Below are 24,382 nucleotides of genomic sequence, written 5' to 3' on the forward strand. Positions count from 1 at the left end.
AGACCCAGCTGTTCAGATTTTGACCAGCATCGCCGTGAGGTACATGAAGCCAACTCCGGCTGCCAAACCAGCCATCGCGCTCGGTGCAAACAATGCACGTGTGCCGTCTCCCCGCTCGCGAAACTGCATCGAAACAAGCTCGACGATCACCTGCAGGATTGCCCCTGCGCCGACAGCCAGCGCCAGCGCCGACCATTGCGGGGCGTAGGCGAGGCTGCCGATCCACAGGCCGACGACGGCGGGTCCGCCCGCGAGCAGCGTCAGTCCGGCGAAGGTCCGCAATGACGGGCGCTGCTTCAGGATCGGGGCAGCGATGCCGATACCCTCGGTGATGTTGTGCAATGTGAAGCCGAGCACGAGGAAGGTGCCCAGCCCCGCCGCGCCCGAGGCGAAGGCGGCGCCGATCGCCAGCCCTTCGCCGAGATTGTGCAGGCCGATGCCGAGCGCGATGAAAGTGGAGAGCGCCAGGCCCGTCGGCGTCCCACTCCGCCGGCCTGCAGCCATCAGCAGGAGGAAACTGGCGGCGGCGGCAAGCACCACCATCGTCGGCCCCTGGAATAGGGCGGCGGCTTCGCCGGCCAGTTCGAAGGCATCCTCCAGGGCATCGACGAAAAGGAAGGCGAGCAGCCCAACGGTCAGCGACAGAAGAAAGTCCATGCCGCCCCGTCCGACGCCGCGGAGCGCGGGATAAAACATAAGGCCGATCGCTACCGGCAGGATGCCGACGAAGGCGCCGAGTACCGCCTGCGCGGCGAAGCTCAGCGAATCGCGTGTCGGCGTGGGCACGGCTACGGCGATCTCGTGCCCGAATGTCGTCCCGGTGCTGGTCACGACGTTGATCGCATGCGCCTCCCCCAGCACCCAGGGATACGGCAGGCTGATCCACGCCGTGGCGCCGCGCGCGATCGGTCCCGGAGGATCCTGCGTGAACTGCCAGAAGGCATCGTCGACCTGGACCTGCGCAACGGTCATCGCTTCCGATCCGCCGCCCCGGACAAGGACCCGGATGCCGTCGGTCCCCAGGATCGTCCGTTCAAAGGTGAGGTTCTCGACCGGCGGCGCGCCATTGCGGAAGCTCGACAGCGGGTCAGAGGAGACCAGCCAGGCGATGGCTAGCCCGAGCACAACGAGCGGCAGTGCGACCCAGAGCAGATAGGCAGACCTTGGGCGGTCGGCGCGCGGATCGGCGGAAGTTTGGCTCAGGTCGGTCACGACACGGCCTCCACGACGTCGAACATGCCGGACCAGCCGAGTTCAGTGAATTCCGACTGATGGGGGTGGAACATATAGAGGCCAGGTTCGTGGTCGCGGAAATGGAACTCGAGGATGCCGCGCTCGGCCTGGCACTGGGTGATCAGGTCGACGGTCCTGAGCGTGGGCGTCAGGGTTGTGCCCTGATTGTAGTAGTCGAAGAAATTGGCGTGAAGGTGGAAGGAATTGATCGGATCGAACTCGACGACATTGACGAGATAGATGCGGACAGGCTTGTCCTTCAGCACCCGGATCGGCTTCTTGGCATAGGCGTGTGCGACCGTGTTGACGGCGTAGACCTCGTTCTCGTTGTCGAAGTTGGTGTCGAAGGCATTCATCACCATGACGAATTCCTGCCAGCCGGCATTCTCCGGCGTGCCGAGCAGGCGCGATCGGGCGACCGTTTCGTGCTCCGGATGCCGGGCCGGATCGGGGTCGATCACGAAGGCGCCGTACATGCCCTTCTGGATGTGCCGCTTCAGCGGCAGGGCGTGGCAGTGATACAGGTGACAGCCGAACGGCCTCGCATCGAACTCGTAGACGAACTCCTCGCCCGGTCCGATCAGGCCGGCGCCCGGAACACCGTCCATGCGCGCGGCATGGATACCGTGAAAATGCATCGAATGCGGATGCGAGCCTTGGTTGCGGAAGACGATCCTCAGCCGCTCGCCTTCGGTCGCACGCAGCGTCGGTCCTGGCACACGGCCATTGTAGGTCCAGGCCGGGAACATGATGCCGGGCGCGATCTCGATCTCCTTGTCCTCCGCAGTGACCTCGAAGGTCCGAAGCGTCCGCCCGTCCGGCAGCATCGACACCGTTCCGGTGTACCAGTCGCTTAGCATCTTCGATGGATCGAAGCCGTTGCGTGCGTCGTCGACCTCGCCGACCGTGATCATGGCGCCATGGGCTGAGAGATGCGCCGGCGGCGCTTCAGCGGCAGCGGCCGCCGGCATCTCGTGACCGGCGTGGCTTGTCTGACCGCGGGCGGCATTCGCCGCGACCACGGTGCCGCCGGCAGCCGCAAGACCACCGGCCAGAAGCAGCCTTCGATCGAGCTTTCGCTCCCAGAGTTTCCCCTCGCGCATGCCGGCGTCCTCTTTGCAATGACACTTGCGGTCACAATAGCGCAAGCTTCAAGAGTTAGCTACAGCTATATTTCGGCTTTGGCGGCACCCGGCGGCAGCATCGGGCCGGACTGGGTGGCGATTGCCACATCCGGCTGGCGGCGGCGTAGGCGTTCGTTTCCATGATGATGGCCGGGCTCTGCGGCTGCCTGAACCACCATTTCAGGAGCGCTGCCCAGAGCAAGAATGCCTACCAAGGATCGCCGCACCATGCCGGCTTTTCATCGCGCCTCGAGACTTCAGAATGCGCCCCGTTTGGCCCAATATCAGGCGATCCTTTGCGCCATTTCAGCGGCGGCGGCGCAAACATCTTGTTTCGGGCAACCTATGGGTTTATTTGATGGCTATGTTTCCAGCCTGACTCCCACAGGCGTGAAAGGATCGTCCATGAGCGGTATCAACGACTACATCGACAACGAAGTGAAGGGCAACGACGTCGTCCTTTTCATGAAGGGCACGCCCGGTTTTCCGCAGTGCGGATTTTCCGGCCAAGTCGTGCAGATCCTCGACTATATCGGCGCCGACTACAAAGGCGTGGACGTGCTGACCTCCGCCGAGCTGCGCCAGGGCATCAAGGAATATTCCAACTGGCCGACGATCCCGCAGCTCTACGTCAAGGGTGAATTTGTCGGCGGCTGCGATATCGTCCGCGAGATGTTCCAGGCAGGCGAGTTGCAGACGTTCCTCGTCGAGAAGGGCGTCAGCGTCAAAGGCGCCGCCTGATTTCTGTTTTGCGCATACGTTAAGCGCCAGGGCAGCCCCACCTCGGCAATTTTATGTCCCTGATATCGGGACCAAGACGAGCCAATGCGCCGGCCCGCCGGCGCGTTTTCGTTTGAGAGATCGGACTTGCCGTGGACCAGCCAACAGCCGCGCCGCAATCGGCAAGCAAACTGCCCATTCCGCGCTGGGAGTTCATCGCCCTGTGCGCCGCACTGATGGCGCTGAACTCGCTGGCCATCGACATCATGCTGCCGGCCCTGCAGCAGATCGGCGCTTCGCTCGGCGTCGAGAACGAAAACCATCGGCAATATGTCATTACAGCCTATATTCTTGGCTTCGGCGGCGGCCAGCTTTTCTTCGGCCCGATCTCGGATCGTTTCGGACGCCGCGCGCCACTGGTTGCCGGGCTGGTGATCTATGTCGCCGCGGCTGCGGCGGCTGCTGTTGCGCCAAGCTTTGAAACACTTCTGCTATGCCGGGCCGTGCAAGGCATAGGCGCTGCCGCGACCCGCGTTATCGCCGTCTCGATCGTGCGCGACACGTTCGACGGCCGGCGCATGGCCGAGGTGATGTCGCTGATCTTCATGGTGTTCATGGCCATCCCGGTCATCGCGCCGGGGATCGGCCAGTTCATCATGCTGTTTGCAACCTGGCATTGGATCTTCGTCACCATGGCGGCCGGTGCGCTGATCGTGTCGGCCTGGTCGTTGCTGCGCCTGCCTGAAACGCTGCATCCCGAATACCGCCGGCCGCTGACCGTCAACTCCATCGTCGGCGGTTTCCGCATCGTGCTCACCAACCGCGTTGCGATCTGCTATGCCTTTGCCAGCACCTTCATTTTCGGGGCCATGTTCGGCTTCATCGCCTCGGCGCAGCAGATCTATGTCGACATATTCAACGTCGGCGAGATGTTCCCGGTTATCTTCGCCGGGGTTGCGGGCGTGCTTGCTTTCTCCAACTATCTGAACTCGCGTCTTGTCGGCCGTATCGGCATGCGCCGCCTGTCGCAGAGCGCGCTGCTGTTGTTTCTGGTCATCAGCCTGGCCTGGCTGGTCGTTTCGCTGGAAATGAAGATGCCACTCTGGCTTTTCATCACCTTCTTTGCATGCGCTATGCTGCCTTTCGGTGCGCTCGGCGCCAATTTCAACGCGTTGGCCATGGAGCCGCTCGGCCAACTGGCCGGCACGGCATCGTCCATCCTGGGTTTCATGCAGACCTTTCTCGGCGGCATTCTCGGCACGCTGATCGGTCAGGCCTTCAACGGCACGGTGACGCCATTGGCCGCCGGCTTCTGCAGCGTCTCGGTCGCAGCGCTGCTGATGATTTTCATCGCCGAGCGCGGCAAGATGTTCCAGCCCCACAACCCACCCGTCTCAGGGCATATGGCCGACTTGCATTAAACCCGCCGATTCAACACCGGCCGTAGGGATAGGTCCTATTCTGCCCAAAGTTCGCGGCGCAACTCGTGCCAGCCTTCCCGGTCGGGCGCGACAAGCAAGCCACCATCCAGGTGCGACGGCAGATAGGCGCTGCCGTCGAAGCGCGCGGCGTGGCCACCGGCCTCGGCATGGATCAGCACACCGGCCAGATGATCCCACGGCATCAGCTTGTTGTAGACGACGAAATGGGCGTGGCCGCTGGCCAGCAGGCGGTATTCGTGGGCCGCGCAGCGATAGGCGAATTGCGACAGGATCTTCGTCTGATTGCGCGCCAGCCGCGACCGCTCCGGTTCGGGCATGTATTGCCAGGAGACGGAGCCGGTCATGTCCGCGATCGGCGCAGGCGCCGCGACGCGCACCTTCTCCAGGCTGCCATGCGCATGCCTGATATGGCTGCCGGCGCCCTTGGCGCCGATCAACCAGTCCTTGCCGACCGGATCGTGGATGATGCCGGCAACGGCCTCGCCCTTGACCACCACTGCCAGCATGACGCCGAACAGCGGCACGCCGGATGCGAAGTTGAAAGTGCCGTCCACCGGGTCGATGACGAAAGCCAGATCGGCATCGCCCAGGCCATTGAGCAGCGCCGGATCGTCTGAACAGGCTTCCTCGCCGACCACCATCGCCGAGGGACAACGCGCGCGCAGCCTGGCGGTGATCAGCCGCTCGGCATTGACGTCGGCTTCGGTCACCAGGTCGGCGGCCGAGGTCTTCTGCCGGATGTCGCCGTCGCCCAGACGGCGAAAGCGCGGCATGATCTCGGACTGGGCTGCCTCGGCCAGAAGGCCGGCCAGCCAGTCGATCGCGGTGTCGTCAAATTTCATCGGGAACATCTTGCCTGGTGGTGAGGGTGTCGTTGAGCGCGGCGAAGTCGAACAGTTTTCTGTCGAGCAGGTGCGATGGCCTGCCGTTGGACAGCGCACGCAGCATGGTGTCCTTGCGGCCGGGCATGCGCTTTTCGATATCCTCGAGCATCGCCTTCATGGCGTTGCGCTGCAGGCCTTCCTGACTGCCGCAGAGATCGCAGGGAATGATCGGAAACCGCATCGCCGCGGCAAATTTCTCAAGGTCGGTTTCGGCGCAGTAGCTCAGCGGCCGCAGCACCATGACGTCGCCCTCGTCGTTGAGCAGTTTCGGCGGCATGGCGGCAAGACGGCCGCCATGGAACAGGTTCATGAAGAAGGTCTCCAGAATATCCTCGCGATGGTGGCCGAGCACCAGCGCCGAGCAGCCCTCTTCGCGTGCGATGCGATAGAGATGGCCGCGCCTGAGCCGCGAGCAGAGCGAGCAATAGGTGCTGCCCTCGGGCAGCTTGTCGGTGACGACGGAATAGGTGTCCTGATACTCGATCCGGTGCGGAATGGCGTGGCTGTCAAGATAGCCGGGCAGGATGTGTTTGGGGAAATTCGGCTGGCCCTGGTCCAGGTTACAGGCCAGCAAATCGACGGGCAACAGCCCGCGCCATTTGAGGTCCAACAGCACGGCGAGCAGCCCGTAGGAGTCCTTGCCGCCAGACAGCGCAACCAGCCAGCGCTGGCCGGGCTTTACCATCGAGAAATCCTCGATCGCCTGACGGGTGAGACGCAGCAGTCGCTTGCGCAATTTGTTGAACTCGACCGAGGACGGCACGTCAGCAAACAGCGGATGGAAGCCGCCGTCGCTGTCGGCAATCGGTTCAAGCGTTTCGATGTCTGGCAGCATGTTCATGGCATGTCGCTTTCGGTGAACCGGTCATCGTTTCAAGGAAACGCCGACCGCTCTATCACGTTGTTCGGAGCAATTCCGGACGGAAAACCGATTCCCGCTTTTCCTGGAATTGCTCGGAGCGCCCGGATTAGCGGACATGGCCGACAAAGAAAAGGCCGCCTCGACGGGCGGCCTTTGGAGGGTATCGCAAACGCGTTCGCTCAGCGCGAATGGAATTCGCCGCTTAGCGCGAATAGAATTCGACGACCAGGTTCGGTTCCATCTGCACGGCGAACGGAACGTCAGCCAGGCCGGGGATGCGCGAGAAGGTCGCGACCATCTTGTTGTGATCGGCTTCGATGTAGTCCGGCACGTCGCGTTCGGCCAGGCCCACCGATTCCAGGACGATGACCAGCTGCTTCGACTTTTCGCGGACTTCGACGACGTCGCCCGGCTTGCAGCGGTACGAGCCGATGTTGACGCGCTTGCCGTTGACGTTGACGTGGCCGTGGTTGACGAACTGACGGGCGGCGAAAATCGTCGGCACGAACTTGGCGCGGTAGACGACCGCGTCGAGACGCGACTCGAGCAGGCCGATCAGGTTCTCGGAGGTGTCGCCCTTGCGGCGATCGGCCTCTTCATAGACCTTGCGGAACTGCTTTTCCGAAACGTCGCCATAGTGGCCCTTCAGCTTCTGCTTGGCGCGCAGCTGCAGGCCGAAATCGGAAAGCTTGCCCTTGCGGCGCTGGCCGTGCTGGCCGGGGCCGTATTCACGCTTGTTGACCGGGGACTTCGGGCGGCCCCAGATATTTTCGCCTAGACGGCGGTCGATCTTGTACTTCGCGGATTCGCGCTTGCTCATCGCATTCCCTTTTCAAAACAACACACCCGGAACCTCATGGTCCGGGTGAAGGAAACGCGCCCTCCTCTGGCCTCCGTTTTCGAGACCTGACAGGGTTTTCCCACGCAACGCGGCGGAAAACCCACGGGACACGTCATTTCAAACAAGATCAGAAACGACTAGGCATCCTGATCTTGCGCATACAAAACAAAAACCGGACATCGCTGCCCGGTGGTTGTGACGGCTGGTTAAACCGAGATTTGACCGGTGTCAAGCTTGTGACTGGCATAGGGCTCGGCGACGAGATACCCGTTTTCCCGCGTAAATGCAGTGCCGGATGTGGCGGGAGGTTGTTGCGCCAACGGCATCAGGAACGGACTGGAGCTCGAGGAGCGCAAGACTTATGAAGAAATTCTTCCTTACCCTGGCTGGTGCTGCGGTGCTTGCGGGTTCGATGGCGGTGGCGCCGGAACCGGCGATGGCGCGTCATTGGCACGGACACAAACAGGTTTGCCGCATCATCGTGAAGAAGAGAGTGGTGTGGCGGCATGGTCACCGCAGGGTGATCGTCCACAGGGTCCGGCGCTGCCACCGCTGGTGACATCAGACTGGATCGGTTGATCGGGGAAAACAGCCCGTCACAATGACGATAGCCCGCGGTTCAACCGCGGGCTTTCATTTTTTGACGCCCTTCTCCAGATGACGCTGCCAGGGTCAGCTGTCCGATTTCCTCTCCGGCAGTCCCTTGCGCTTCGTCTCGGCGAATTCCTCGAGCTGTTTTTCGCTCATCGATTCATACATTTCCTTCGAAGCGCCTTTGAGCTCGCTCTTTTTCGTCTCGCCGCGCTTGGCCGACAGAGCGGCGCCGGCGGCTTTCTGCTGGGCTTTCGAGGTGGCTGGCATGGCTGTTTTCCCTTGCTCTCAGAAGAAACGCCGCGCTTCGGTGACGGTTCCAGCCCCAGTGGCTCGGTTCCCGGCCCGCTTGGTGCCAGTTCGCCACGTGGTCAGGCTTGGTGATTTTCGTTGGCAGCCTTCCCGTGTCTGGAACCCCAGTGTAGGACGGCTGAATGAAATCTCTGACCGATCCCTCACAAGCTCTCTCCACTGGCCTGGCGAAAATCCGCACCGAATTCCACGTGCCAGATGGATTTCCGGTAGTCGTAATGGCCGCCGCGGAGGCGGCGGCCAAACGTGTGCCCAACCAGCATGCCGATCGAACAGCGATGCCCTTCGTCACGCTCGATCCGGCGAGTTCCACCGATCTTGATCAGGCGTTCTCAATCGAAGTGAGCGGCGGCGATCTTCTGCTGCATTACGCCATTGCCGACGTAGCCTGGTTCGTCGAGGACGGTGACGCGATCGATCTCGAAGCCTGGACGCGGGGCGAGACGCTTTACTTGCCGGACGGCAAGGCCGGGCTCTACCCGCCGGTAATTGCCGAGGGTGCAGCGAGCCTGTTGCCGGATGGATCGCGGCCAGCGGTTGTCTTCACGGTTCGGGTTGCGCAGGACGGTGCGACGAAGTTGGACGGCGCGGAGCGGGCAATCATTCAAAGCCGCGCGAAGCTCGCCTATGACAGTGTGAAGGCCTCCGACGTTCCGGCCGGCTTCGCCGAAATGGCGCGACGCATGGCAATGAACGAAAAGCGTCGTGGTGCTTCGCGCGTCGACCCACCCGAGCAGGAGGTTGAAAGGCTCGCCGATGGTACATTTCGGCTTTCGTTCAGACCGCTGCTGCAGTCCGAGCAAGACAACGCCGCGCTTTCGCTGGCTGCAAACATGGCGATTGCCGACGCCATGTTTGCGCACCATACCGGGTTGTTTCGGGTGATGTCGGAGCCAGATGCTTTCAGGGTGCAAAGACTGCGCAGCGCGGCACAGGCTCTCGGGCTGTCTTGGCCGGCCTCCACCAGCTTGCGCGACTATCAGCGAACCCTTGACCCGACCGATCCGCAACAGGCGGCGCTGATGCTGGAAATCCGCCATGCGAGCGCCGGCGCATCTTACCAACCCTATAAGGAAGGTGTTGTCCCTTGGCATGAGGCGATGGCAGCGACCTATGCCCATGCAACGGCGCCACTCAGGCGACTGGCCGATCGCTACGTCGTGCGCTGCGCGCTGGCCATCGCCAATGGCCAGCCGGTGTCCCAGGCTGTCACCGACGCGTTCGCCAGATTGCCGCAGGTGATGGGGCGGGCGGATAGCCACGCTTCGCAGATCAACCACGCCGCTATCGACCTTGCCGAGGCGATAATGCTGAACGGACGCGAGGGCGAGACGTTCAAAGCTGCTGTCACCGACGTCGTCGACCATGGCGTGCGCGTTCAGCTTGCCGACATGCCTGTCGTTGCCAACGTAAAGGCCTCCGGGCTTAGACAGGGCGACGATCTGATGCTAAGGCTGGTCCTGGCCGACCCAGATCAACGCAGCATCGTCTTCGAACCTGTTTAAGGGGCAGACGTTTCCGCCGCCATCTAGCTCACGACCAGCCCGAACCCCTGCATCAGCCGGCTGGTGGCGAAATCCACCTTGCCGGAGGTGAAGACCGCAATGTCAGGCTCACCCACCGGCAATGGCCCGTCGACGGGCGCCAGCAGCGACATGGCGCGGCGGGCGATCGCTTCGGCCGGGTCGATCCAGTCGACCGGCCAGGGCGCGGTCTTGCGCATGCGGTTGGCCAGGAACGGATAATGCGTGCAGCCGAGCACGACGATGTCGGTGCGGGCACCGTCCTTCTCGACGAAGCATGGCGCGATCTCGGCGCGGACGATCTCCTCGTCGACGAACCCCTCGCGCATGTAGATTTCCGCCAGCGGCGCCAACCGGTCCGAGCCGACCAGCCGCACATGGCATTTCTGCGCCCATTTGCTGATCAGGTCGCGCGTGTATTGACGCTTGACCGTGCCCGGCGTCGCCAGCACCGAGACGAGCCCTGAGCGCGTACGCTCCGCCGCCGGCTTGATCGCGGGCACCGTGCCGACAAAGGGATGACCGGGGAATTTCTCACGCAACGCGTCGATCACCAGCGTCGAGGCGGTGTTGCAGGGAATGACCGAAATCTCGGGCTGGAATTTTTCCAGCAGCGCGCCGAACAGGCCGAGGATATGGGCGTTGAGCGCCGGCTCCTCCCAGGCGCCATAGGGGAAGGCGGCATCGTCGGCGACGTAGACAAAGCGGCGGTCAGGCATCAGCACACGCGCCTCGCGCAGCACGGTGAGCCCGCCGATGCCGGAATCGAACATCAGGATCGGCCGCTCAGTCATTATCGGTTCCTTTTCCGCCGAGCGGCGGCATGTCGTCGTCTTTGCCGGTGGCCTTGCCGGCGAGGCGATCGCCTTCCGCCTTGCGGGCGCGCGCTACGGCCGCGGGCAATCGTCTTGGATCGTCGCCCGGAGACCCCTCGCCACGCGGCATCGCCGGTGAAAATCTGTCCAGCGACGAGATTATGCCGCGCAGCACCTTCAGCTCCGGTTCGGCAAAGCCGGCACGCGTCAGCACGGCGCGCAGATTGTCGACCATTTTCGGCTTCTTCGGTGCGGGACGGAAATAACCGCGCGCTTCCAATGCGCCTTCGAGATAGGCGAACAGGCCGTGCAGCTCTTCCTTGCTTGCCGGCTTCATGTCTGGGCCGGAAAAATTGGTTTTGGTCTCGTCTTCCAGGCCGGACTTCATCCATTCGTAGGACATCAGCAAGGCCGCCTGGGCGATGTTGAGCGAAGAGAAATCGGGATCGACCGGGAAGGTGACGATCTCGTCGGCAAGGCCGACCTCGTCATTGTAGAGGCCGAAGCGCTCGCGTCCGAACAGGATGCCGGTGCGCTGCCCCATTGCGTGACGGGTCCGGAGCACCCTGCCCGCTTCCACCGGGCCGCGCACGGATTTGAAGCCGTCGCGCTGCCTGGCGGTGGTTGCGAAAACGAAGTTCAGGTCGGCGAGCGCCGAGGCCAGATCGTCGAACACTGTCACGGCGTCGATGACGTGGTCGGCGCGGCTGGCGGCGGCGCGCGCCTTTTCGCTCGGCCAACCGTCGCGTGGATTGACCAGGCGCAGCTCCGACAGGCCGAAATTGGCCATGGCACGAGCGACCATGCCGATGTTCTCACCGAGCTGCGGCTCGACGAGGATGATCGCCGGGCCAGCGGTCATGAGGTCGCGCTGAAAGTCCGTTCCTGCCATGTGTTCCAGGTGATTGCGTTACGCAGTCTTCGCGTCCTGCCATATCGATACGGCTTTTTGAAGAGTTATCGGCCGCCTGACAGACAAATACTCTTCTGCCGCTCCCCCGGGTTTGCGCGAAAAATCCAGATGCGCGTCACCGGGGGGCTCGCGCAAATACCAGACTTGTCCAAGCAGTTGAGCCGCGCGCTCCGTCCCTCAAGAGATTGGTGGGATGCGGCATCGCACTCGTGCAGTTGGCGACAAGACATCTGGTCTTGTTGCGGCAAATGGCTCAACCATTGCGACCCCAAACCGCTGACAAATTGATCGGCCCGTGCTCGCTGTTGCTATTGGTGATATTTTCCATTTGTAGAAATCATCTACGATCCGAATGAACGTTTATTTACGATGACGCATCGCGTGACTGGGAAACCAATTTAGAAAGCGGTAATATCGAAACCGCTTGGGTTCAATTTTTATCGACGAATAGTATTTGGAACGATGGAGTGCGTTTTGCGCGCTCCTGTCATTTATCTATGCCCCAAGCATCCAACACGGATTCAATGGCCGACGAAGCGTCAGCCAAACCTAGGAGGGGTAAATGAACGTCGTACGGTTTTTCCTTTCACTCGCTGTGTTGCTTCTCGCGTCAGCCTTCCTGATTGCACCAGCTTCCGCGCAAGCGACGCGGACGTGGGTTTCCGGCGTTGGCAACGACGCCAATCCGTGCAGCCGAACCGCGCCTTGCAAGACGTTTGCCGGTGCTATCTCGAAGACGGCGACGGCCGGCGAGATCAACTGTCTCGACCCGGGCGGCTTTGGCGCGGTCACCATCACCAAATCCATCACCATCGACTGCAGACACACAGAAGGTAGCGTGCTTTCGTCACTCACGAACGGCGTCATCGTCAACACGCCCGTCGGCTCCATAGTGCATCTTCGCGGCATCAGTATAAACGGTGCGGGCAACGGGATCGACGGCGTCCGTATGGTGGGTCAGGGTCAGCTGCATATCGAGGACAGCAACATAGAGCGGATAACCAGCAACGGCGTCGAATTTCTCGCCAACGGGAACAGCGAACTCTACATAAGCAACACCCGGATAGCCGAGGCAGGCGCTGACGGTGTCCTCATCAAGACGACTGGGGCCGTCGGAATTAATGCCATCCTTTCGAGGGTGGAAATTACCAACAGCGGCAGCGGCATTCTTGTCGACGGCACAGGCAACACCGTTGCCATGAACCTGACACTGACCAACAGCCTGATCAGCGGCAACACCGGCAACGGGGTGGTGATCAAATCCATCGCCGCGGCATCGCCGGTGCGCGCGACGATTACCGGCAACACGATCAGCGCCAATGCCGGCACCGGCGTCAACGCGAACGGTGCCGCTGCCAGCGGCAACGGAAGCGCAATCGCCTTTCTCGGCGGATCGACGATATTCGGCAATGTCACCGGGGTCAGCAATAGCGGGAGCGGCGCCGTCCAGTCGTACAAGAACAACATGATCGCCGGCAACCTCACCGACGGTACACCGCTCACCGCCTTCCCGGGCCCTGGCGGTACGCCATTGCAATAAGCGCCTGCCGCCTGCGCCGCAGTAGGAAACAAAGGCGATGCCGCCTGTCCCTCAAGGGCAGTGCGGCATCGCCTTTTTGTACTCGACTGCCAGCAGAAGCCTGCGTCTTTCTCTGCCACCGGTTTGCATCGCCCGACCATGCGCCAGCCGACAAATGGACCGGCCGCTGTTGGCATTGACGATGTTTTCCATTTGTAGAAATCATCTACGATCCGAATGCATATTTATTTACGATGACGCACCGCGTGACTGGAGAATCAAATTAGAAAAAGGTAGGCTCCCAACCGCTTGGGTTTTCAATCTGTATCGACGGTTGGTATTTGGAAGATGGAGTGTGTCTTGCACGCTCCCGTCATTTATTTATGCCCCAAGCATTTCGACACGGGTTTCCATGGCCGACGAGGGCGTTGGCCAAAATCTAGGAGGGGCAATTGAAAGTTGTACGGTTTTTCCTTTCACTCGCTGTGTTGGCCCTGGCGTCAGTCTTCCTGACCGCGCCAGCTTCCGCGCAAGCGACACGCACGTGGGTTTCCGGCGTTGGTGACGACGCCAATCCGTGCAGCCGCACGGCACCTTGCAAGACGTTTGCAGGTGCCATCTCGAAGACGGCGGTAAGTGGTGAAATCAACTGTATCGACCCTGGCGGTTTTGGCGGGGTCACCATCACCAAATCCATCACCATCGACTGCAGGAACACTGAAGCGGGCGTGCTTGTCAGTGGTACGAACGCCATCATCGTGAACACGCCTGTCGGCGCCGCGGTTCATCTTCGCGGCCTCGACATATTCGGTGTGGGAACCGGCCTCGACGGCGTGCGTATGGTCGGCCAAGGTCAGCTGCATATCGAGGACTGCAACATCGAGCGGTTTACCGGCAACGGCGTCGAATTTCTCCCCAACGGCAACAGCGAACTCTACATAAGCAACACCCGCATAGCTGAAACAGGCGCTGAAGGTGTCCTCGTCAAAACGACTGGGGCCATTGGCATCAATGCCATCCTTTCGAAGGTGGAAATTACCAACAACGGCAGCGGCGTTCTTGTCGACGGCACCGGCAACACCGTTGCCATGAACCTGACACTGACCAACAGCCTGGTCAGCGGCAACACCGGCAACGGTGTGGCGATCAAATCCATCGCCGCGGCTTCGCCGGTGCGCGCGACGATTGTCGGCAACACGATCAGCGCCAATGCCGGCAGCGGCGTCAACGCGAACGCTGCCGCGGCCAGCGGCAACGGAAGCGCCATCGCCTTTCTCGGCGGATCGACGGTGTTCGGCAATGTCACCGGGGTCAGCAATACCGGAAGCGGCGCCGTCCAGTCGTTCAAAAACAACATGATCTCCGGCAACGTAGCCGACGGCACGCCGATCACGGCCTTCCCGGGCCCTGGCGGTACGCCATTGCAATAACCACCTGCCGCCTGCGCGGCAGCACGAAACAAAGGCGATGCCGCCTGTCCCTCAAGGGCAGTGCGGCATCGCCTTTTTGTTACCGATCTCTACAGCAGAAGCCTGCGTCTTCCGCCGCCGTTGGTTTGCACCGCTCGGATCGCTTTGCTATAGGCGAAGTCCCTACCCTGGCGGGGCGAGCCCCGCCATCACCCAACTGTTGAACGAGGCATTCTTTCCATGGCGAAGATCAAGGTGGCAAACCCGGTCGTCGAACTCGACGGCGACGAGATGACCCGGATCATCTGGCAGTTCATCAAGGACAAGCTGATCCACCCTTATCTCGACCTCAAGCTTGAATATTACGACCTCGGCATCGAGCACCGTGACGCCACCAACGACCAGGTGACCATCGATTCGGCCAACGCCATCAAGAAATACGGCGTCGGCGTGAAATGCGCGACGATCACGCCCGACGAGCAGCGCGTCGAGGAATTCAAGCTGAAGAAGATGTGGAAGTCGCCGAACGGCACCATCCGCAACATCCTCGGCGGCACCATCTTCCGCGAGCCGATCATCATGAAGAACGTACCGCGTCTGGTGCCCGGCTGGACCAAGCCGATCATCGTCGGCCGTCACGCCTTCGGCGACCAGTACCGAGCCACCGATTTCCGCTTTCCCGGCAAGGGCAAGCTGACGATCAAGTTCGTCGGCGAGGACGGCAAGGTGATCGAGCACGATGTCTACGATGCGCCGGGCGCCGGCGTCGCCATGGCCATGTACAATCTCGACGATTCGATCCGCGAGTTCGCCCGCGCTTCGCTGAATTACGGCCTGCTGCGCAACTATCCGGTCTATCTCTCGACCAAGAACACCATCCTCAAGGCCTATGACGGCCGCTTCAAGGACATTTTCCAGGAAGTCTACGAGGCCGAGTTCGAGGCCGAGTTCAAGTCGAAGAAGCTGTGGTACGAGCATCGCCTGATCGACGACATGGTGGCCTCCAGCCTGAAATGGTCGGGCGGCTATGTCTGGGCCTGCAAGAACTATGACGGCGACGTCCAGTCCGACACCGTTGCGCAAGGTTTTGGTTCGCTTGGCCTGATGACCTCGGTGCTGATGACGCCGGACGGCAAGACGGTGGAAGCCGAAGCCGCGCATGGCACCGTCACCCGCCACTACCGCCAGCACCAGAAGGGCGAGGAGACCTCGACCAATTCGATCGCCTCGATCTTTGCCTGGACGCGCGGCCTCGCCCACCGCGCCAAGCTCGACGACAATGCCGAGCTGAAGCGCTTTGCCGAGACGCTGGAAAGGGTCTGCATCCAGACCGTCGAATCCGGCTTCATGACCAAGGACCTGTCGCTGCTGATCGGCCCCGACCAGCCCTGGCTCTCGACCACCGGTTTCCTCGACAAGATCGACGAGAACCTGCAGAAGGCGATGGCCTGACCAGCCAAGACCCGGGAGGGCACATGGGCAAACCGGTCGTCTACGGCGCGGACTATAGCGTCTATGTGCGCATCGTCCGCCTCGTGCTTGCGGAAAAGGGCATCGACTACGAGCTTGTGCCGGTCGATGTCTTTGCCGCCGAGGGCATCCCCGCCTGGTATTTCGAGCATCATCCGTTCGGCCGCATCCCGGCCTTCGAACATGACGGGTTTCGGCTTTTCGAGACCAGCGCGATTGCCAGATATGTCGACGAGGCCTTCGAGGGGCCGGCGCTGCAACCGAAGGATCCGCGCGGCCAGGCGCGGATGAACCAGATCATCGGCATGCTCGACGCCTATGCCTACAGGTCGATGGTCTGGGATGTCGCCGTCGAGCGGCTGGAGAAGGACGCGCCCGACGAGACCCTGATCGCCAACGGGCTTTCGCAGGCGCGCAAAGCGCTTCAGACGCTCGCCTCGCTGAAAGCGCCGGGGCCATGGTTTTTGGGCGACCAGTTGACGCTGGCCGATCTGCATGCGGCACCGATCATCAGCTATTTCATCAAGGTCACCGAGGGGCAAAAACTGCTCGCCGGGTTCCCCGAGATCAAGGCGTGGTGGGACCGGATCGCGGCCCGTCCAAGCTTTGCCGCGAGCGGCCCGGCGACCTGATCAGCCTGCACCTGCTGTTTATTCCGGCACGCCATTCATTCCGGAAGGTAGATTTCCGCCTTCATGAAGGTCCTGGCGCGGCCCTGGATCAGCACGCGATCTCCGGCCAGATCACACAGCAGATGCCCGCCGCGCTGTGAACACTGGAACGCCGACAGATGGGTCTTCCCGAGTTTTTCAGACCAGTAGGGCACCAGCGTCGCATGGATGGAGCCGGTCACCGGATCCTCGGGAATGCCTGCTCCCGGGACGAAATAGCGGGACACGAAATCATGCGCTTGACCGCGCGCGGTAATGACCAGGCCGAGCGGGTGGAAGGTTCCGATCCGGAGCAGATCGGGTACGAAGGCCCGGACGGACTGCTCCTCAGCGAACTCGACGAACAGGTTTTCAAAATTGCGAAAGCCCGCGACCGGAAGCGGGGATAAAATCTCCTGCAGCGCCGACATGGTTTCGCCATCGACAGGCTGCGGCGGAAAACATGGCAGATCGAGCTGATAGGCGCCTTGCCGCTGCGAGACCCGCAACTCGCCCACGCGCGTGGCAAAGGCCATGTCCTCAGCCACATTGTGTTGCGCCGCCAGCACATGGGCGGTCGCCAGCGTGGCGTGGCCACAGAAGTCGACTTCGTGAACCGGTGTGAACCAGCGCAAATCCCAGCCTTTGCCATTCGGCCGCGCAAAGGCGGTTTCGGCAAGATTGTTCTCGTTTGCGACAGCCTGCATCACGTCGTCCGCCAGCCAGTCCTGCAGGATGAGGACGGCAGCGGGGTTGCCCTGAAAGGCGCGGTCGGCAAAAGCGTCGACCTGATACATGGTCAGTGTGGGCACATCATCCCCCAAGATGTCCGCCGGGCCAGCTGTTACCCCAGCTTCATCTCACTGGCGCTTGTTACGCCGCCTCGCTGATCGCAGCCCTTACGGCGGCGATCGCATCATTGGCTTTCGAAGCGTCGGGGCCACCGGCTTGCGCCATGTCGGGCCGGCCACCGCCGCCCTGCCCGCCCAATGCGGCGGAGGCCACGCGCACCAGATCGACGGCGCTGAAGCGGCCGACGAGGTCGTCTGTGACGGCGACCACGACGCTCGCCTTGTTGTCTTCCCCGGCGCCGACAAAGACGACGACACCGGAACCGAGCGAGCTCTTGCCGGCATCGGCCAGCGGCTTCAGATCCTTCGGCGAAACACCCGAGACCGCCTTGCCGAGGAAGCCGACGCCCGCCACGGTCTCGTTCTCCGACGGCGCACCCGCCGCGGCACCGCCGCCCAGCGCAAGTTTCTTGCGCGCTTCGGTCAGCTCCTTCTCGAGCTTCTTGCGCTCGTCGAGCAGTGCTTCGACGCGCGCCGGCACGTCGGCCGGCGAGATCTTCAGCGTCGAAGCCACCGATTTCAGGCGCCGGTCCTGCTCGTCGAGATGCTTGCGCGCGGCTTCGCCGGTCAACGCCTCGATGCGGCGTACGCCGGCGGCGACCGCACTGTCGGACACGACACGCACCAGACCGATATCGCCGGTCGCCCTGACATGCGTGCCGCCGCAGAGCTCGACCGAATAGGGCCGGTTGGCCTTGGCACCATGCAGGCCGGTGCCCATCGACACGACGCGCACTTCATCGCCGTATTTCTCGCCAAACAGCGCCATGGCGCCCTCGGCGATCGCGTCGTCGACCGACATCAGGCGCGTGGTCACCGGCCCGTTCTGGACGACGATCTCGTTCGCCATGCGCTCGACCTCTTCGAGATCCTCCGGCGAAATGGGCTTGTTGTGCGAGATATCGAAGCGCAGGCGCTCGGGTGCGACCAGCGAACCCTTCTGTGCGACATGGCTACCCAGCACCTCGCGCAGCGCCTCATGGATCAGATGCGTCGCGGAATGGTTCGCGCGCAGCCTGGAGCGGCGCGAATGATCGACCTTCAGTTCGACGGCAGCACCCGTCTTGACCGTGCCGCTGGCCACCTTGCCGATATGGACGAACAGCCCGTCGGCCTTCTTCTGCGTATCGGAAATCTCAATCGAGAAGCCCTCGCCTGTAATGACGCCGGTGTCGCCCATCTGGCCGCCGGACTCGGCATAGAAAGGCGTCTGGTTGACGACCACGGCAACCGCGTCGCCCTTGCCGGCGCTGTCGACGGTCTTGCCGTCCCGCACCAGCGCCTGGATGAGGCCTTCCGCCTGCTCGGTCTCGTAGCCGAGGAATTCGGTCGCTCCGGCCTTCTCACGCACCGGGAACCAGACAGTTTCGGTGGCCGCGTCACCGGAGCCTGCCCAATGTGCCCGCGCCTCGGTCTTCTGCCGCTCCATCGCATTGGTGAAGCCGGCAAGATCGACCGAAATGCTGCGCTGGCGCAGTGCATCCTGCGTCAGATCGAGCGGGAAGCCGTAGGTGTCGTAGAGTTTGAAAGCCGTCTCACCATCCAGCATGTCGCCGGCACCCAGCGTTTCCGTCGCCTCCGCAAGCAGGCCGAGGCCACGAACCAGCGTCTTGCGGAAACGAGTTTCCTCGAGCTTCAGGGTCTCGGTGATCAACTGCTCGCCACGCACCAGTTCCGGATAGGCCTGGCCCATCTCGCGCACCAGCGCCGGCACCAGCCGCCACATCAGCGGGTCGCGGGCACCGAGCAACTGCGCATGGCGCATCGCACGGCGCATGATGCGGCGCAGGACATAGCCACGGCCTTCGTTCGACGGCAGCACGCCATCGGCCACCAGGAAGGAGGACGAACGCAGATGATCGGCAATGACGCGGAACGACGCGACCGTCTCCTGGTCGGGACCGTGCCCGATAGCGGACGACGCCGCGTCGATCAGATGACGGAACAGATCGGTCTCGAAGACGCTTTCCACCCCTTGCAGGATGGACGCCATGCGCTCCAGGCCCATGCCGGTGTCGATCGACGGGCGCGGCAGGTCGATGCGCTCCTCCTTCGTCACCTGTTCATACTGCATGAACACCAGGTTCCAGAATTCGAGGAAGCGATCGCCATCCTCCTCGGGGCTGCCGGGAGGTCCGCCCCATATGTGTTCGCCGCGGTCGATGAAGATCTCCGAGCACGGCCCGCACGGTCCGGTGTCGCCCATCGCCCAGAAATTGTCGGAGGTCGCGATGCGAATGATGCGGTCGTCGGAAAACCCGGCGATCTTCTTCCAGAAGCCGGCCGCCTCATCGTCCGTGTGATAGACGGTGACCAGCAGCTTGTCCTTGTTCAGCCCGAATTCCTTGGTGATCAGGTTCCAGGCAAGCTCGATGGCGCGCTCCTTGAAATAGTCGCCAAAGGAGAAATTGCCGAGCATCTCGAAGAAGGTCAGATGGCGCGCGGTGTAGCCGACATTGTCGAGGTCGTTGTGCTTGCCGCCGGCGCGAACGCTCTTCTGGGCGGTCGAGGCGCGCGAATAGGGCCGCTTCTCGAGACCGGTGAAGACGTTCTTGAACTGCACCATGCCGGCGTTGGTGAACATCAGCGTCGGATCGTTGCGCGGCACCAGCGGGCTCGACGCGACGATCTCGTGACCCTCCTTGCGGAAGTAGTCGAGAAAAGTCGACCGGATCTCGTTCACGCCACTCATGAATACTGCCTTTTCGAGAGAGCCACCGGCAAACCGGCGGAAATGGACATGGCCTTTTAGCCGTCACATCGCACCCTGTCCAGAAACACGGAATTGGTCCAATTCGCGGCCTTTGCCTGCCGTTCGAACCCAGGCTGCTTCGCCGCCAAAATGAAAAACCGCCGGCTCGAAAGCCGGCGGTTTGGAACGCGAAAACACAGAACTCGATTACATAAGCCTGAGATAATGAAACAAAATTATGGCCGATCTTCGACCGGCATCTTGCGCACGACGCTGCTACATCGCGCCGGATTCCTCCTCGAAACCGTCGTCGCCACTCTCGGCGCCGCCATTCTCGAGGAATTTCTCGGCGATCAGCCCGGCATTCTGCCTGAGCGCCAGCTCGATCTCGCGCGCTGTGTCGGGATTGTCGCGCAGGAACAGTTTGGCATTCTCGCGGCCCTGGCCGAGACGCTGCGAATTGTAGGAGAACCAGGCGCCCGACTTCTCGACCACGCCGGCCTTGACGCCGAGATCGACCAGTTCGCCGGTCTTGGACACGCCCTCGCCATACATGATGTCGAACTCGACCACCTTGAAGGGCGGCGCCAGCTTGTTCTTGACCACCTTGACGCGGGTCTGGTTGCCGACGACCTCGTCGCGGTCCTTGACCGAGCCGATGCGGCGGATGTCGAGGCGGACCGAAGCGTAGAATTTCAGCGCATTACCGCCGGTCGTGGTCTCGGGCGAACCGAACATGACACCGATCTTCATGCGGATCTGGTTGATGAAGATGACCATGGTGTTGGAGCGCGAGATCGAGGCGGTCAGCTTGCGCAGCGCCTGGCTCATCAGGCGGGCCTGCAGGCCGGGCAGCGAATCGCCCATCTCGCCTTCGATTTCGGCGCGTGGCGTCAGCGCCGCGACCGAATCGACCACCAGCACGTCGATGGCACCGGAGCGCACCAGCGTGTCGCAGATTTCCAGCGCCTGCTCACCCGTGTCGGGCTGCGAGATCAGGAGGTTTTCCAGATCGACGCCAAGCTTGCGGGCATAGACCGGATCGAGCGCATGCTCGGCATCGACGAAGGCGCAGATGCCGCCCTTCTTCTGGGCTTCGGCCACGGTGTGCAGCGCCAGCGTCGTCTTGCCCGAGCTTTCCGGCCCGTAGATCTCGACGATGCGGCCGCGCGGCAGGCCACCGACGCCAAGCGCGATGTCGAGGCCAAGCGAGCCGGTCGGCACGGTTTCGATCTCGACGACCTGCTCGTTCGCGCCGAGCCGCATGATCGAGCCTTTGCCGAAAGCCCTCTCGATTTGCGACAGCGCCGCATCCAGAGCCTTTGATTTGTCCACCGCTTTGTCCTCTACCAGCCGCAAAGAATTCTGAGCCATGATACATCACCCCTTGGTCGTCAATGAAGGCCGGACAATCCGTAATCCCTGCCTATTTGTACCTTTTTTGTTCTCGTTTGGCAAGGGGGTTCAAATATCTGAAAAACAATCAATATCCCGATTTGTTCTTTTTTTGTCCCAGGAATTCGATCAGGAATGCACCTCGCATTGGGCCAGGCGGCTCGATTGTTTCGATCTGCCGAATCGCTGCCTTGGATGCGAAGCTTCGTCACGCAGCCTAGCGCTTGTGCGGCTGGAATAACAAAGGTCATATCGCCGGCATGCTGAAATCCGCGAAAATACTGGCCGTAGGTGGCGCCCATATCGATAGGCGCGGCCAGGTGTCCGGCCCCTACGTGCCAGCCGCGTCCAATCCCGGCACGATGCGCGAGGATGTCGGCGGCGGCGTCTTCAACGCTTTGCGCAGTGCGGTTCGTCGCGGTGTCTCCGCGTCGCTGCTGTCGGTTCGTGGCGGCGATGCCGCCGCCGATACCGTTTCACGAGCCATCGCCGAGGCCGGTATTGCCGACCTGTCGGCGGTGTTCCTCGATCGCACGACGCCCAGCTATACGGCGCTGATCGACAGCGAGGGCGAGTTGATCGTCGGCTTCGCCGACATGGCGCTCTATGAGCTGGCGTTTCCCAAGCAGATCAGGCGCTCCAAGGTGCGAGAGGTTGTCGCTGCCGCCGATGCCGTCTTCTGCGACGCCAACCTGCCGACGGCGGCACTGGAGCGGCTGGTGGCACTCGCCGCCGGCAAGCCCGTCTTCGCCATTGCCATCTCGCCGGCCAAGATCGTGCGCCTGAGGCCAGTGCTCGGCCATCTGGCCGTCGTCTTCATGAACCGGCGCGAGGCGCTAGCCCTTGCCGGCCTGGACGGTGCGGCCCCAGGGCAGGACATCGTCGGCGGGCTGAAGCGCGCAGGGCTCAAAAGCGGCGTGGTGACGGCGGGCGGAGCTGCCATGCTGGGCTTCGATGAAGCCGGCACCTTCTCGATCCTGCCGCCGACGCCAAGAAAGGTCGCCGATGTCACCGGCGCCGGCGATGCGCTGGCGGGCGCGACGGTCGCCGCCTTGCTGCGCGGCCTGCCTTTGCGCGCAGCGCTGCGCGAAGGCATTGCCGCTGCAACGCTGGCCATCGAGAGCGCCGACGCCGTTCCCGATTTCTCCGCAGCTGATTTCACCGAGGCGCTGGCTCTTGTGCCGGATGCGCAGGAAGTGGCATGAGACCGGCCAGTTCATAGCACCGGTATGCAGCTGCGCGTCCAGATGGATGCGCCGCACTCCGGGTTGGAGATCAAGATGACACCAGAAACCGCCCGCCCCTTCATCGACATCCATGCGCCCGTGGCGCAAGCCCTGGCGGCCGGGCGGCCGGTGGTGGCGCTGGAGAGCACCATCATCACCCATGGCATGCCCTACCCTGACAATGGCACCATGGCAGCCGATGTCGAAAAGATCATCAGTGATGGCGGCGCGGTGCCGGCGACGATCGCCGTGGTTGGCGGCCGCATCAAGATCGGCCTGTCGGACGGCGAGCGCGAATCGCTGGCCATGACCGGCGACGCCATGAAGCTGTCGCGCGCCGATCTCGGTTTTGCGGTGGCGCAAGGACGCACCGGCGGCACCACGGTCGCCGCCACGATGATCGCGGCGCACATGGTCGGCATCAAGGTGTTCGCCACCGGCGGCATAGGCGGCGTGCACAAGGGCGCGGAAAAGAGTTTCGACATTTCCGCCGATCTCGACGAACTGGCGCGCACGCCGGTGATTGTCGTGTCAGCCGGCGCCAAGGCCATCCTCGACATCGAAAAGACGCTGGAAGTGCTGGAGACACGCGGCGTGCCGGTGGTCGGTCATGGCTGCGAGACGATGCCGGCTTTCTGGTCGCGGCATTCGCCGTTCCGCGCGCCGCTGACCTTGCACGGAGCGGAAGAGATCGCGCATTTCTACCAGACGCGGCAGGCGCTGGGGCTCGCCGGCGGCATGCTGATCGCCAATCCGGTGCCCGAGAACCACGAAATCCCGGCCGAGGAGATGGCCGGTTATATCGAAGCGGCGCAGAAGGCCGCCGAAGCGCTCAACGTGACCGGCAAGGCGGTGACGCCGTTCCTGCTGTCGAAAATCCTCGAACTCACGGGCGGCCGGAGCTTGAAGACCAACATCGCGCTGGTCGAAAACAACGCAAGGCTGGCGGCGAAGATCGCCAAGGCTTTGTAGTTCCGACGCAGCTACTTGCCGGCGCGCCGCCCTGCCTCATAGGCGCGGCGTGCCCAGGCCGTCATCTCGTCGGGATCGTCGAAGGCGCTGTCGGGAATGGTCCAGTACGGCATGGAGACAAGCTTGCCGTGGCGAGAGCCGGTATAGGTCCATTGCCGGCATGCCGCGGCTTCGAAGTCGGGCGCGCTTTGCGCGTCGGCCTTCAGCATCAATTCGCCGCGCAGCACGATGGCGACGATGACACCGTCGAAATAGATGCCCTTGCCGCCGAACAATTTGCGGATGCTGACCGGGCCGAGGCCCTCGAACAGTTCGGCGATGCGTTCATTGTCCATGCCGCAATCATGTCACCGGCATTTGGCATTGTCATGCCGCAACCAAAATCATGCTGACAGGTTGAGAGCCATCCGTTGGAGTTTTTGCCATGCCGCTTCTGCTAAAAGGGTCCTGCCGCTGCAATGCCGTCAGCTTCGAGGTGGGGAGCCACACGCCGGCACCATTCATGCTGTGCTACTGCTCGATCTGCCGCAAGCAGCAAGGCGGCGGCGGCTTTGCCATCAACCTCGGCGCCATCAACGACACCCTGAAAATCAAGGGCAAAAGGAGCCTCGGCGTTTACCGGGCCGAGATCGAGGACGACGAGCGTCCGCAGTGCGAGATATCAACGGGCGAGCGCAATTTCTGTCGCAAGTGCGGGTCGGCACTGTGGCTCTACGATCCGACCTGGCCGGAGCTCGTGCATCCGTTCGCATCGGCGATCGACAACGACCTTCCCAAGCCGCCCAGCCGGGTGCATCTGATGCTGAAATACAAGGCCAACTGGGTCGAGCCCGTGATCGGCAAGGGCGACAAGACGTTCGATGTCTACCCGGAGGAATCGATCGCCGACTGGCACAAGCGGACGGGCATGTGGGTGGACTAGCGTTCTTCACCCCGTA

At 62.4% G+C, this 24,382-nt stretch carries 24 protein-coding genes; 11 read left to right on the forward strand and 13 right to left on the reverse strand.

The features are described 5' to 3' along the window. Positions 1–12 precede the first annotated feature (12 nt). Both AC1RZR_RS24240 and AC1RZR_RS24245 read right to left on the reverse strand, forming a co-directional pair. On the reverse strand, positions 13–1,212 hold the full coding sequence (locus AC1RZR_RS24240; RefSeq protein WP_481826214.1) for a ZIP family metal transporter: 1,200 nt from the start codon (positions 1,210–1,212) through the stop codon (positions 13–15). After that, positions 1,209–2,336 carry a multicopper oxidase domain-containing protein gene (locus AC1RZR_RS24245; RefSeq protein WP_481826215.1) on the reverse strand — a complete coding sequence of 376 codons (1,128 nt, stop codon included), beginning with the start codon at positions 2,334–2,336 and terminating at the stop codon, positions 1,209–1,211. The genes AC1RZR_RS24240 and AC1RZR_RS24245 overlap by 4 nt, the downstream gene beginning before the upstream one ends. 426 nt (positions 2,337–2,762) lie before the next feature. On the opposite strand from AC1RZR_RS24245, the gene grxD reads away from it, so the two are divergent. Then, entirely contained in the window at positions 2,763–3,098 is a 336-nt protein-coding gene (gene grxD, locus AC1RZR_RS24250; RefSeq protein WP_379027203.1) for a Grx4 family monothiol glutaredoxin, read from the forward strand. 131 nt (positions 3,099–3,229) lie between these two features. Continuing rightward, positions 3,230–4,498, forward strand: a complete 1,269-nt coding sequence (locus AC1RZR_RS24255; protein ID WP_481826216.1) for a multidrug effflux MFS transporter — start codon at positions 3,230–3,232, stop codon at positions 4,496–4,498. A gap of 35 nt (positions 4,499–4,533) precedes the next feature. Here the strand turns inward: AC1RZR_RS24255 and AC1RZR_RS24260 are convergent, their stop codons facing one another. From AC1RZR_RS24260 to rpsD, 3 genes are all read right to left on the reverse strand, one after another. After that, complete coding sequence (locus AC1RZR_RS24260) at positions 4,534–5,361, reverse strand: inositol monophosphatase family protein (protein WP_481826217.1); 828 nt, start codon at positions 5,359–5,361, stop codon at positions 4,534–4,536. Next, positions 5,351–6,244 (reverse strand): tRNA 2-thiocytidine(32) synthetase TtcA, encoded by an 894-nt coding sequence (gene ttcA, locus AC1RZR_RS24265; RefSeq protein WP_481826218.1) that lies wholly within the window; start codon positions 6,242–6,244, stop codon positions 5,351–5,353. The genes AC1RZR_RS24260 and ttcA overlap by 11 nt, the downstream gene beginning before the upstream one ends. Positions 6,245–6,467: 223 nt before the next feature. After that, positions 6,468–7,085: a 30S ribosomal protein S4 gene (gene rpsD / locus AC1RZR_RS24270; protein WP_013895883.1), complete on the reverse strand. Its 618-nt coding sequence runs from the start codon at positions 7,083–7,085 to the stop codon at positions 6,468–6,470. Between the two features lie 382 nt (positions 7,086–7,467). On the opposite strand from rpsD, the gene AC1RZR_RS24275 reads away from it, so the two are divergent. Continuing rightward, positions 7,468–7,665, forward strand: a complete 198-nt coding sequence (locus AC1RZR_RS24275; protein WP_477275342.1) for a hypothetical protein — start codon at positions 7,468–7,470, stop codon at positions 7,663–7,665. Positions 7,666–7,778: 113 nt separating this feature from the next. Here AC1RZR_RS24275 and AC1RZR_RS24280 read toward each other — a convergent pair whose 3' ends face one another. After that, complete coding sequence (locus AC1RZR_RS24280) at positions 7,779–7,967, reverse strand: DUF3008 family protein (RefSeq protein WP_477275344.1); 189 nt, start codon at positions 7,965–7,967, stop codon at positions 7,779–7,781. A gap of 164 nt (positions 7,968–8,131) precedes the next feature. On the opposite strand from AC1RZR_RS24280, the gene AC1RZR_RS24285 reads away from it, so the two are divergent. Continuing rightward, on the forward strand, positions 8,132–9,514 hold the full coding sequence (locus tag AC1RZR_RS24285) for an RNB domain-containing ribonuclease (protein ID WP_481826219.1): 1,383 nt from the start codon (positions 8,132–8,134) through the stop codon (positions 9,512–9,514). Between the two features lie 23 nt (positions 9,515–9,537). On the opposite strand, the gene murI is transcribed toward AC1RZR_RS24285, so the two are convergent. Beyond that, entirely contained in the window at positions 9,538–10,326 is a 789-nt protein-coding gene (gene murI / locus AC1RZR_RS24290) for a glutamate racemase (protein WP_481826220.1), read from the reverse strand. Continuing rightward, positions 10,319–11,239, reverse strand: coding sequence for an RNA methyltransferase (locus tag AC1RZR_RS24295; RefSeq protein ID WP_481826221.1), 921 nt, complete (start codon positions 11,237–11,239; stop codon positions 10,319–10,321). Before AC1RZR_RS24295 ends, murI begins: the two co-directional genes overlap by 8 nt. A gap of 616 nt (positions 11,240–11,855) precedes the next feature. Between AC1RZR_RS24295 and AC1RZR_RS24300 the strand changes: the two genes are divergently transcribed. From AC1RZR_RS24300 to AC1RZR_RS24315, 4 genes are all read left to right on the forward strand, one after another. Further along, a complete protein-coding gene (locus AC1RZR_RS24300; protein WP_481826222.1) occupies positions 11,856–12,800 on the forward strand; it encodes a right-handed parallel beta-helix repeat-containing protein in 945 nt (314 codons plus the stop codon). A 431-nt stretch (positions 12,801–13,231) separates the two neighbouring features. Beyond that, positions 13,232–14,209 carry a right-handed parallel beta-helix repeat-containing protein gene (locus tag AC1RZR_RS24305; RefSeq protein ID WP_477275354.1) on the forward strand — a complete coding sequence of 326 codons (978 nt, stop codon included), beginning with the start codon at positions 13,232–13,234 and terminating at the stop codon, positions 14,207–14,209. 219 nt (positions 14,210–14,428) lie between these two features. Next, on the forward strand, positions 14,429–15,640 hold the full coding sequence (locus tag AC1RZR_RS24310; protein WP_379096998.1) for an NADP-dependent isocitrate dehydrogenase: 1,212 nt from the start codon (positions 14,429–14,431) through the stop codon (positions 15,638–15,640). 23 nt (positions 15,641–15,663) lie between these two features. Beyond that, on the forward strand, positions 15,664–16,290 hold the full coding sequence (locus AC1RZR_RS24315) for a glutathione S-transferase family protein (RefSeq protein WP_477275357.1): 627 nt from the start codon (positions 15,664–15,666) through the stop codon (positions 16,288–16,290). Positions 16,291–16,325: 35 nt separating this feature from the next. Here AC1RZR_RS24315 and AC1RZR_RS24320 read toward each other — a convergent pair whose 3' ends face one another. From AC1RZR_RS24320 to AC1RZR_RS24335, 4 genes are all read right to left on the reverse strand, one after another. Beyond that, complete coding sequence (locus tag AC1RZR_RS24320; protein WP_481826223.1) at positions 16,326–17,120, reverse strand: PhzF family phenazine biosynthesis protein; 795 nt, start codon at positions 17,118–17,120, stop codon at positions 16,326–16,328. A gap of 61 nt (positions 17,121–17,181) precedes the next feature. Then, the gene (gene alaS / locus AC1RZR_RS24325; protein ID WP_481826224.1) at positions 17,182–19,851 is read right to left on the reverse strand and encodes an alanine--tRNA ligase; all 2,670 of its coding nucleotides are present in this window, start codon (positions 19,849–19,851) and stop codon (positions 17,182–17,184) included. 276 nt (positions 19,852–20,127) lie between these two features. After that, positions 20,128–21,225, reverse strand: a complete 1,098-nt coding sequence (recA, locus tag AC1RZR_RS24330) for a recombinase RecA (protein ID WP_111542534.1) — start codon at positions 21,223–21,225, stop codon at positions 20,128–20,130. A 20-nt stretch (positions 21,226–21,245) separates the two neighbouring features. Then, positions 21,246–21,548, reverse strand: coding sequence for a hypothetical protein (locus AC1RZR_RS24335; RefSeq protein ID WP_481829185.1), 303 nt, complete (start codon positions 21,546–21,548; stop codon positions 21,246–21,248). On the opposite strand from AC1RZR_RS24335, the gene AC1RZR_RS24340 reads away from it, so the two are divergent. Together AC1RZR_RS24340 and AC1RZR_RS24345 are read left to right on the forward strand one after the other, a co-directional pair. Beyond that, complete coding sequence (locus tag AC1RZR_RS24340) at positions 21,507–22,451, forward strand: carbohydrate kinase family protein (RefSeq protein WP_481826225.1); 945 nt, start codon at positions 21,507–21,509, stop codon at positions 22,449–22,451. The genes AC1RZR_RS24335 and AC1RZR_RS24340 overlap by 42 nt on opposite strands. A gap of 75 nt (positions 22,452–22,526) precedes the next feature. Next, on the forward strand, positions 22,527–23,444 hold the full coding sequence (locus AC1RZR_RS24345; protein ID WP_481826226.1) for a pseudouridine-5'-phosphate glycosidase: 918 nt from the start codon (positions 22,527–22,529) through the stop codon (positions 23,442–23,444). An 11-nt stretch (positions 23,445–23,455) separates the two neighbouring features. Here AC1RZR_RS24345 and AC1RZR_RS24350 read toward each other — a convergent pair whose 3' ends face one another. Beyond that, on the reverse strand, positions 23,456–23,779 hold the full coding sequence (locus AC1RZR_RS24350) for a TfoX/Sxy family protein (protein ID WP_481826227.1): 324 nt from the start codon (positions 23,777–23,779) through the stop codon (positions 23,456–23,458). An 89-nt stretch (positions 23,780–23,868) separates the two neighbouring features. On the opposite strand from AC1RZR_RS24350, the gene AC1RZR_RS24355 reads away from it, so the two are divergent. Further along, positions 23,869–24,366 (forward strand): GFA family protein, encoded by a 498-nt coding sequence (locus AC1RZR_RS24355; RefSeq protein ID WP_477275369.1) that lies wholly within the window; start codon positions 23,869–23,871, stop codon positions 24,364–24,366. The last annotated feature ends 16 nt before the right edge of the window (positions 24,367–24,382 follow it).

Source organism: Mesorhizobium bavaricum, from assembly GCF_056781655.1.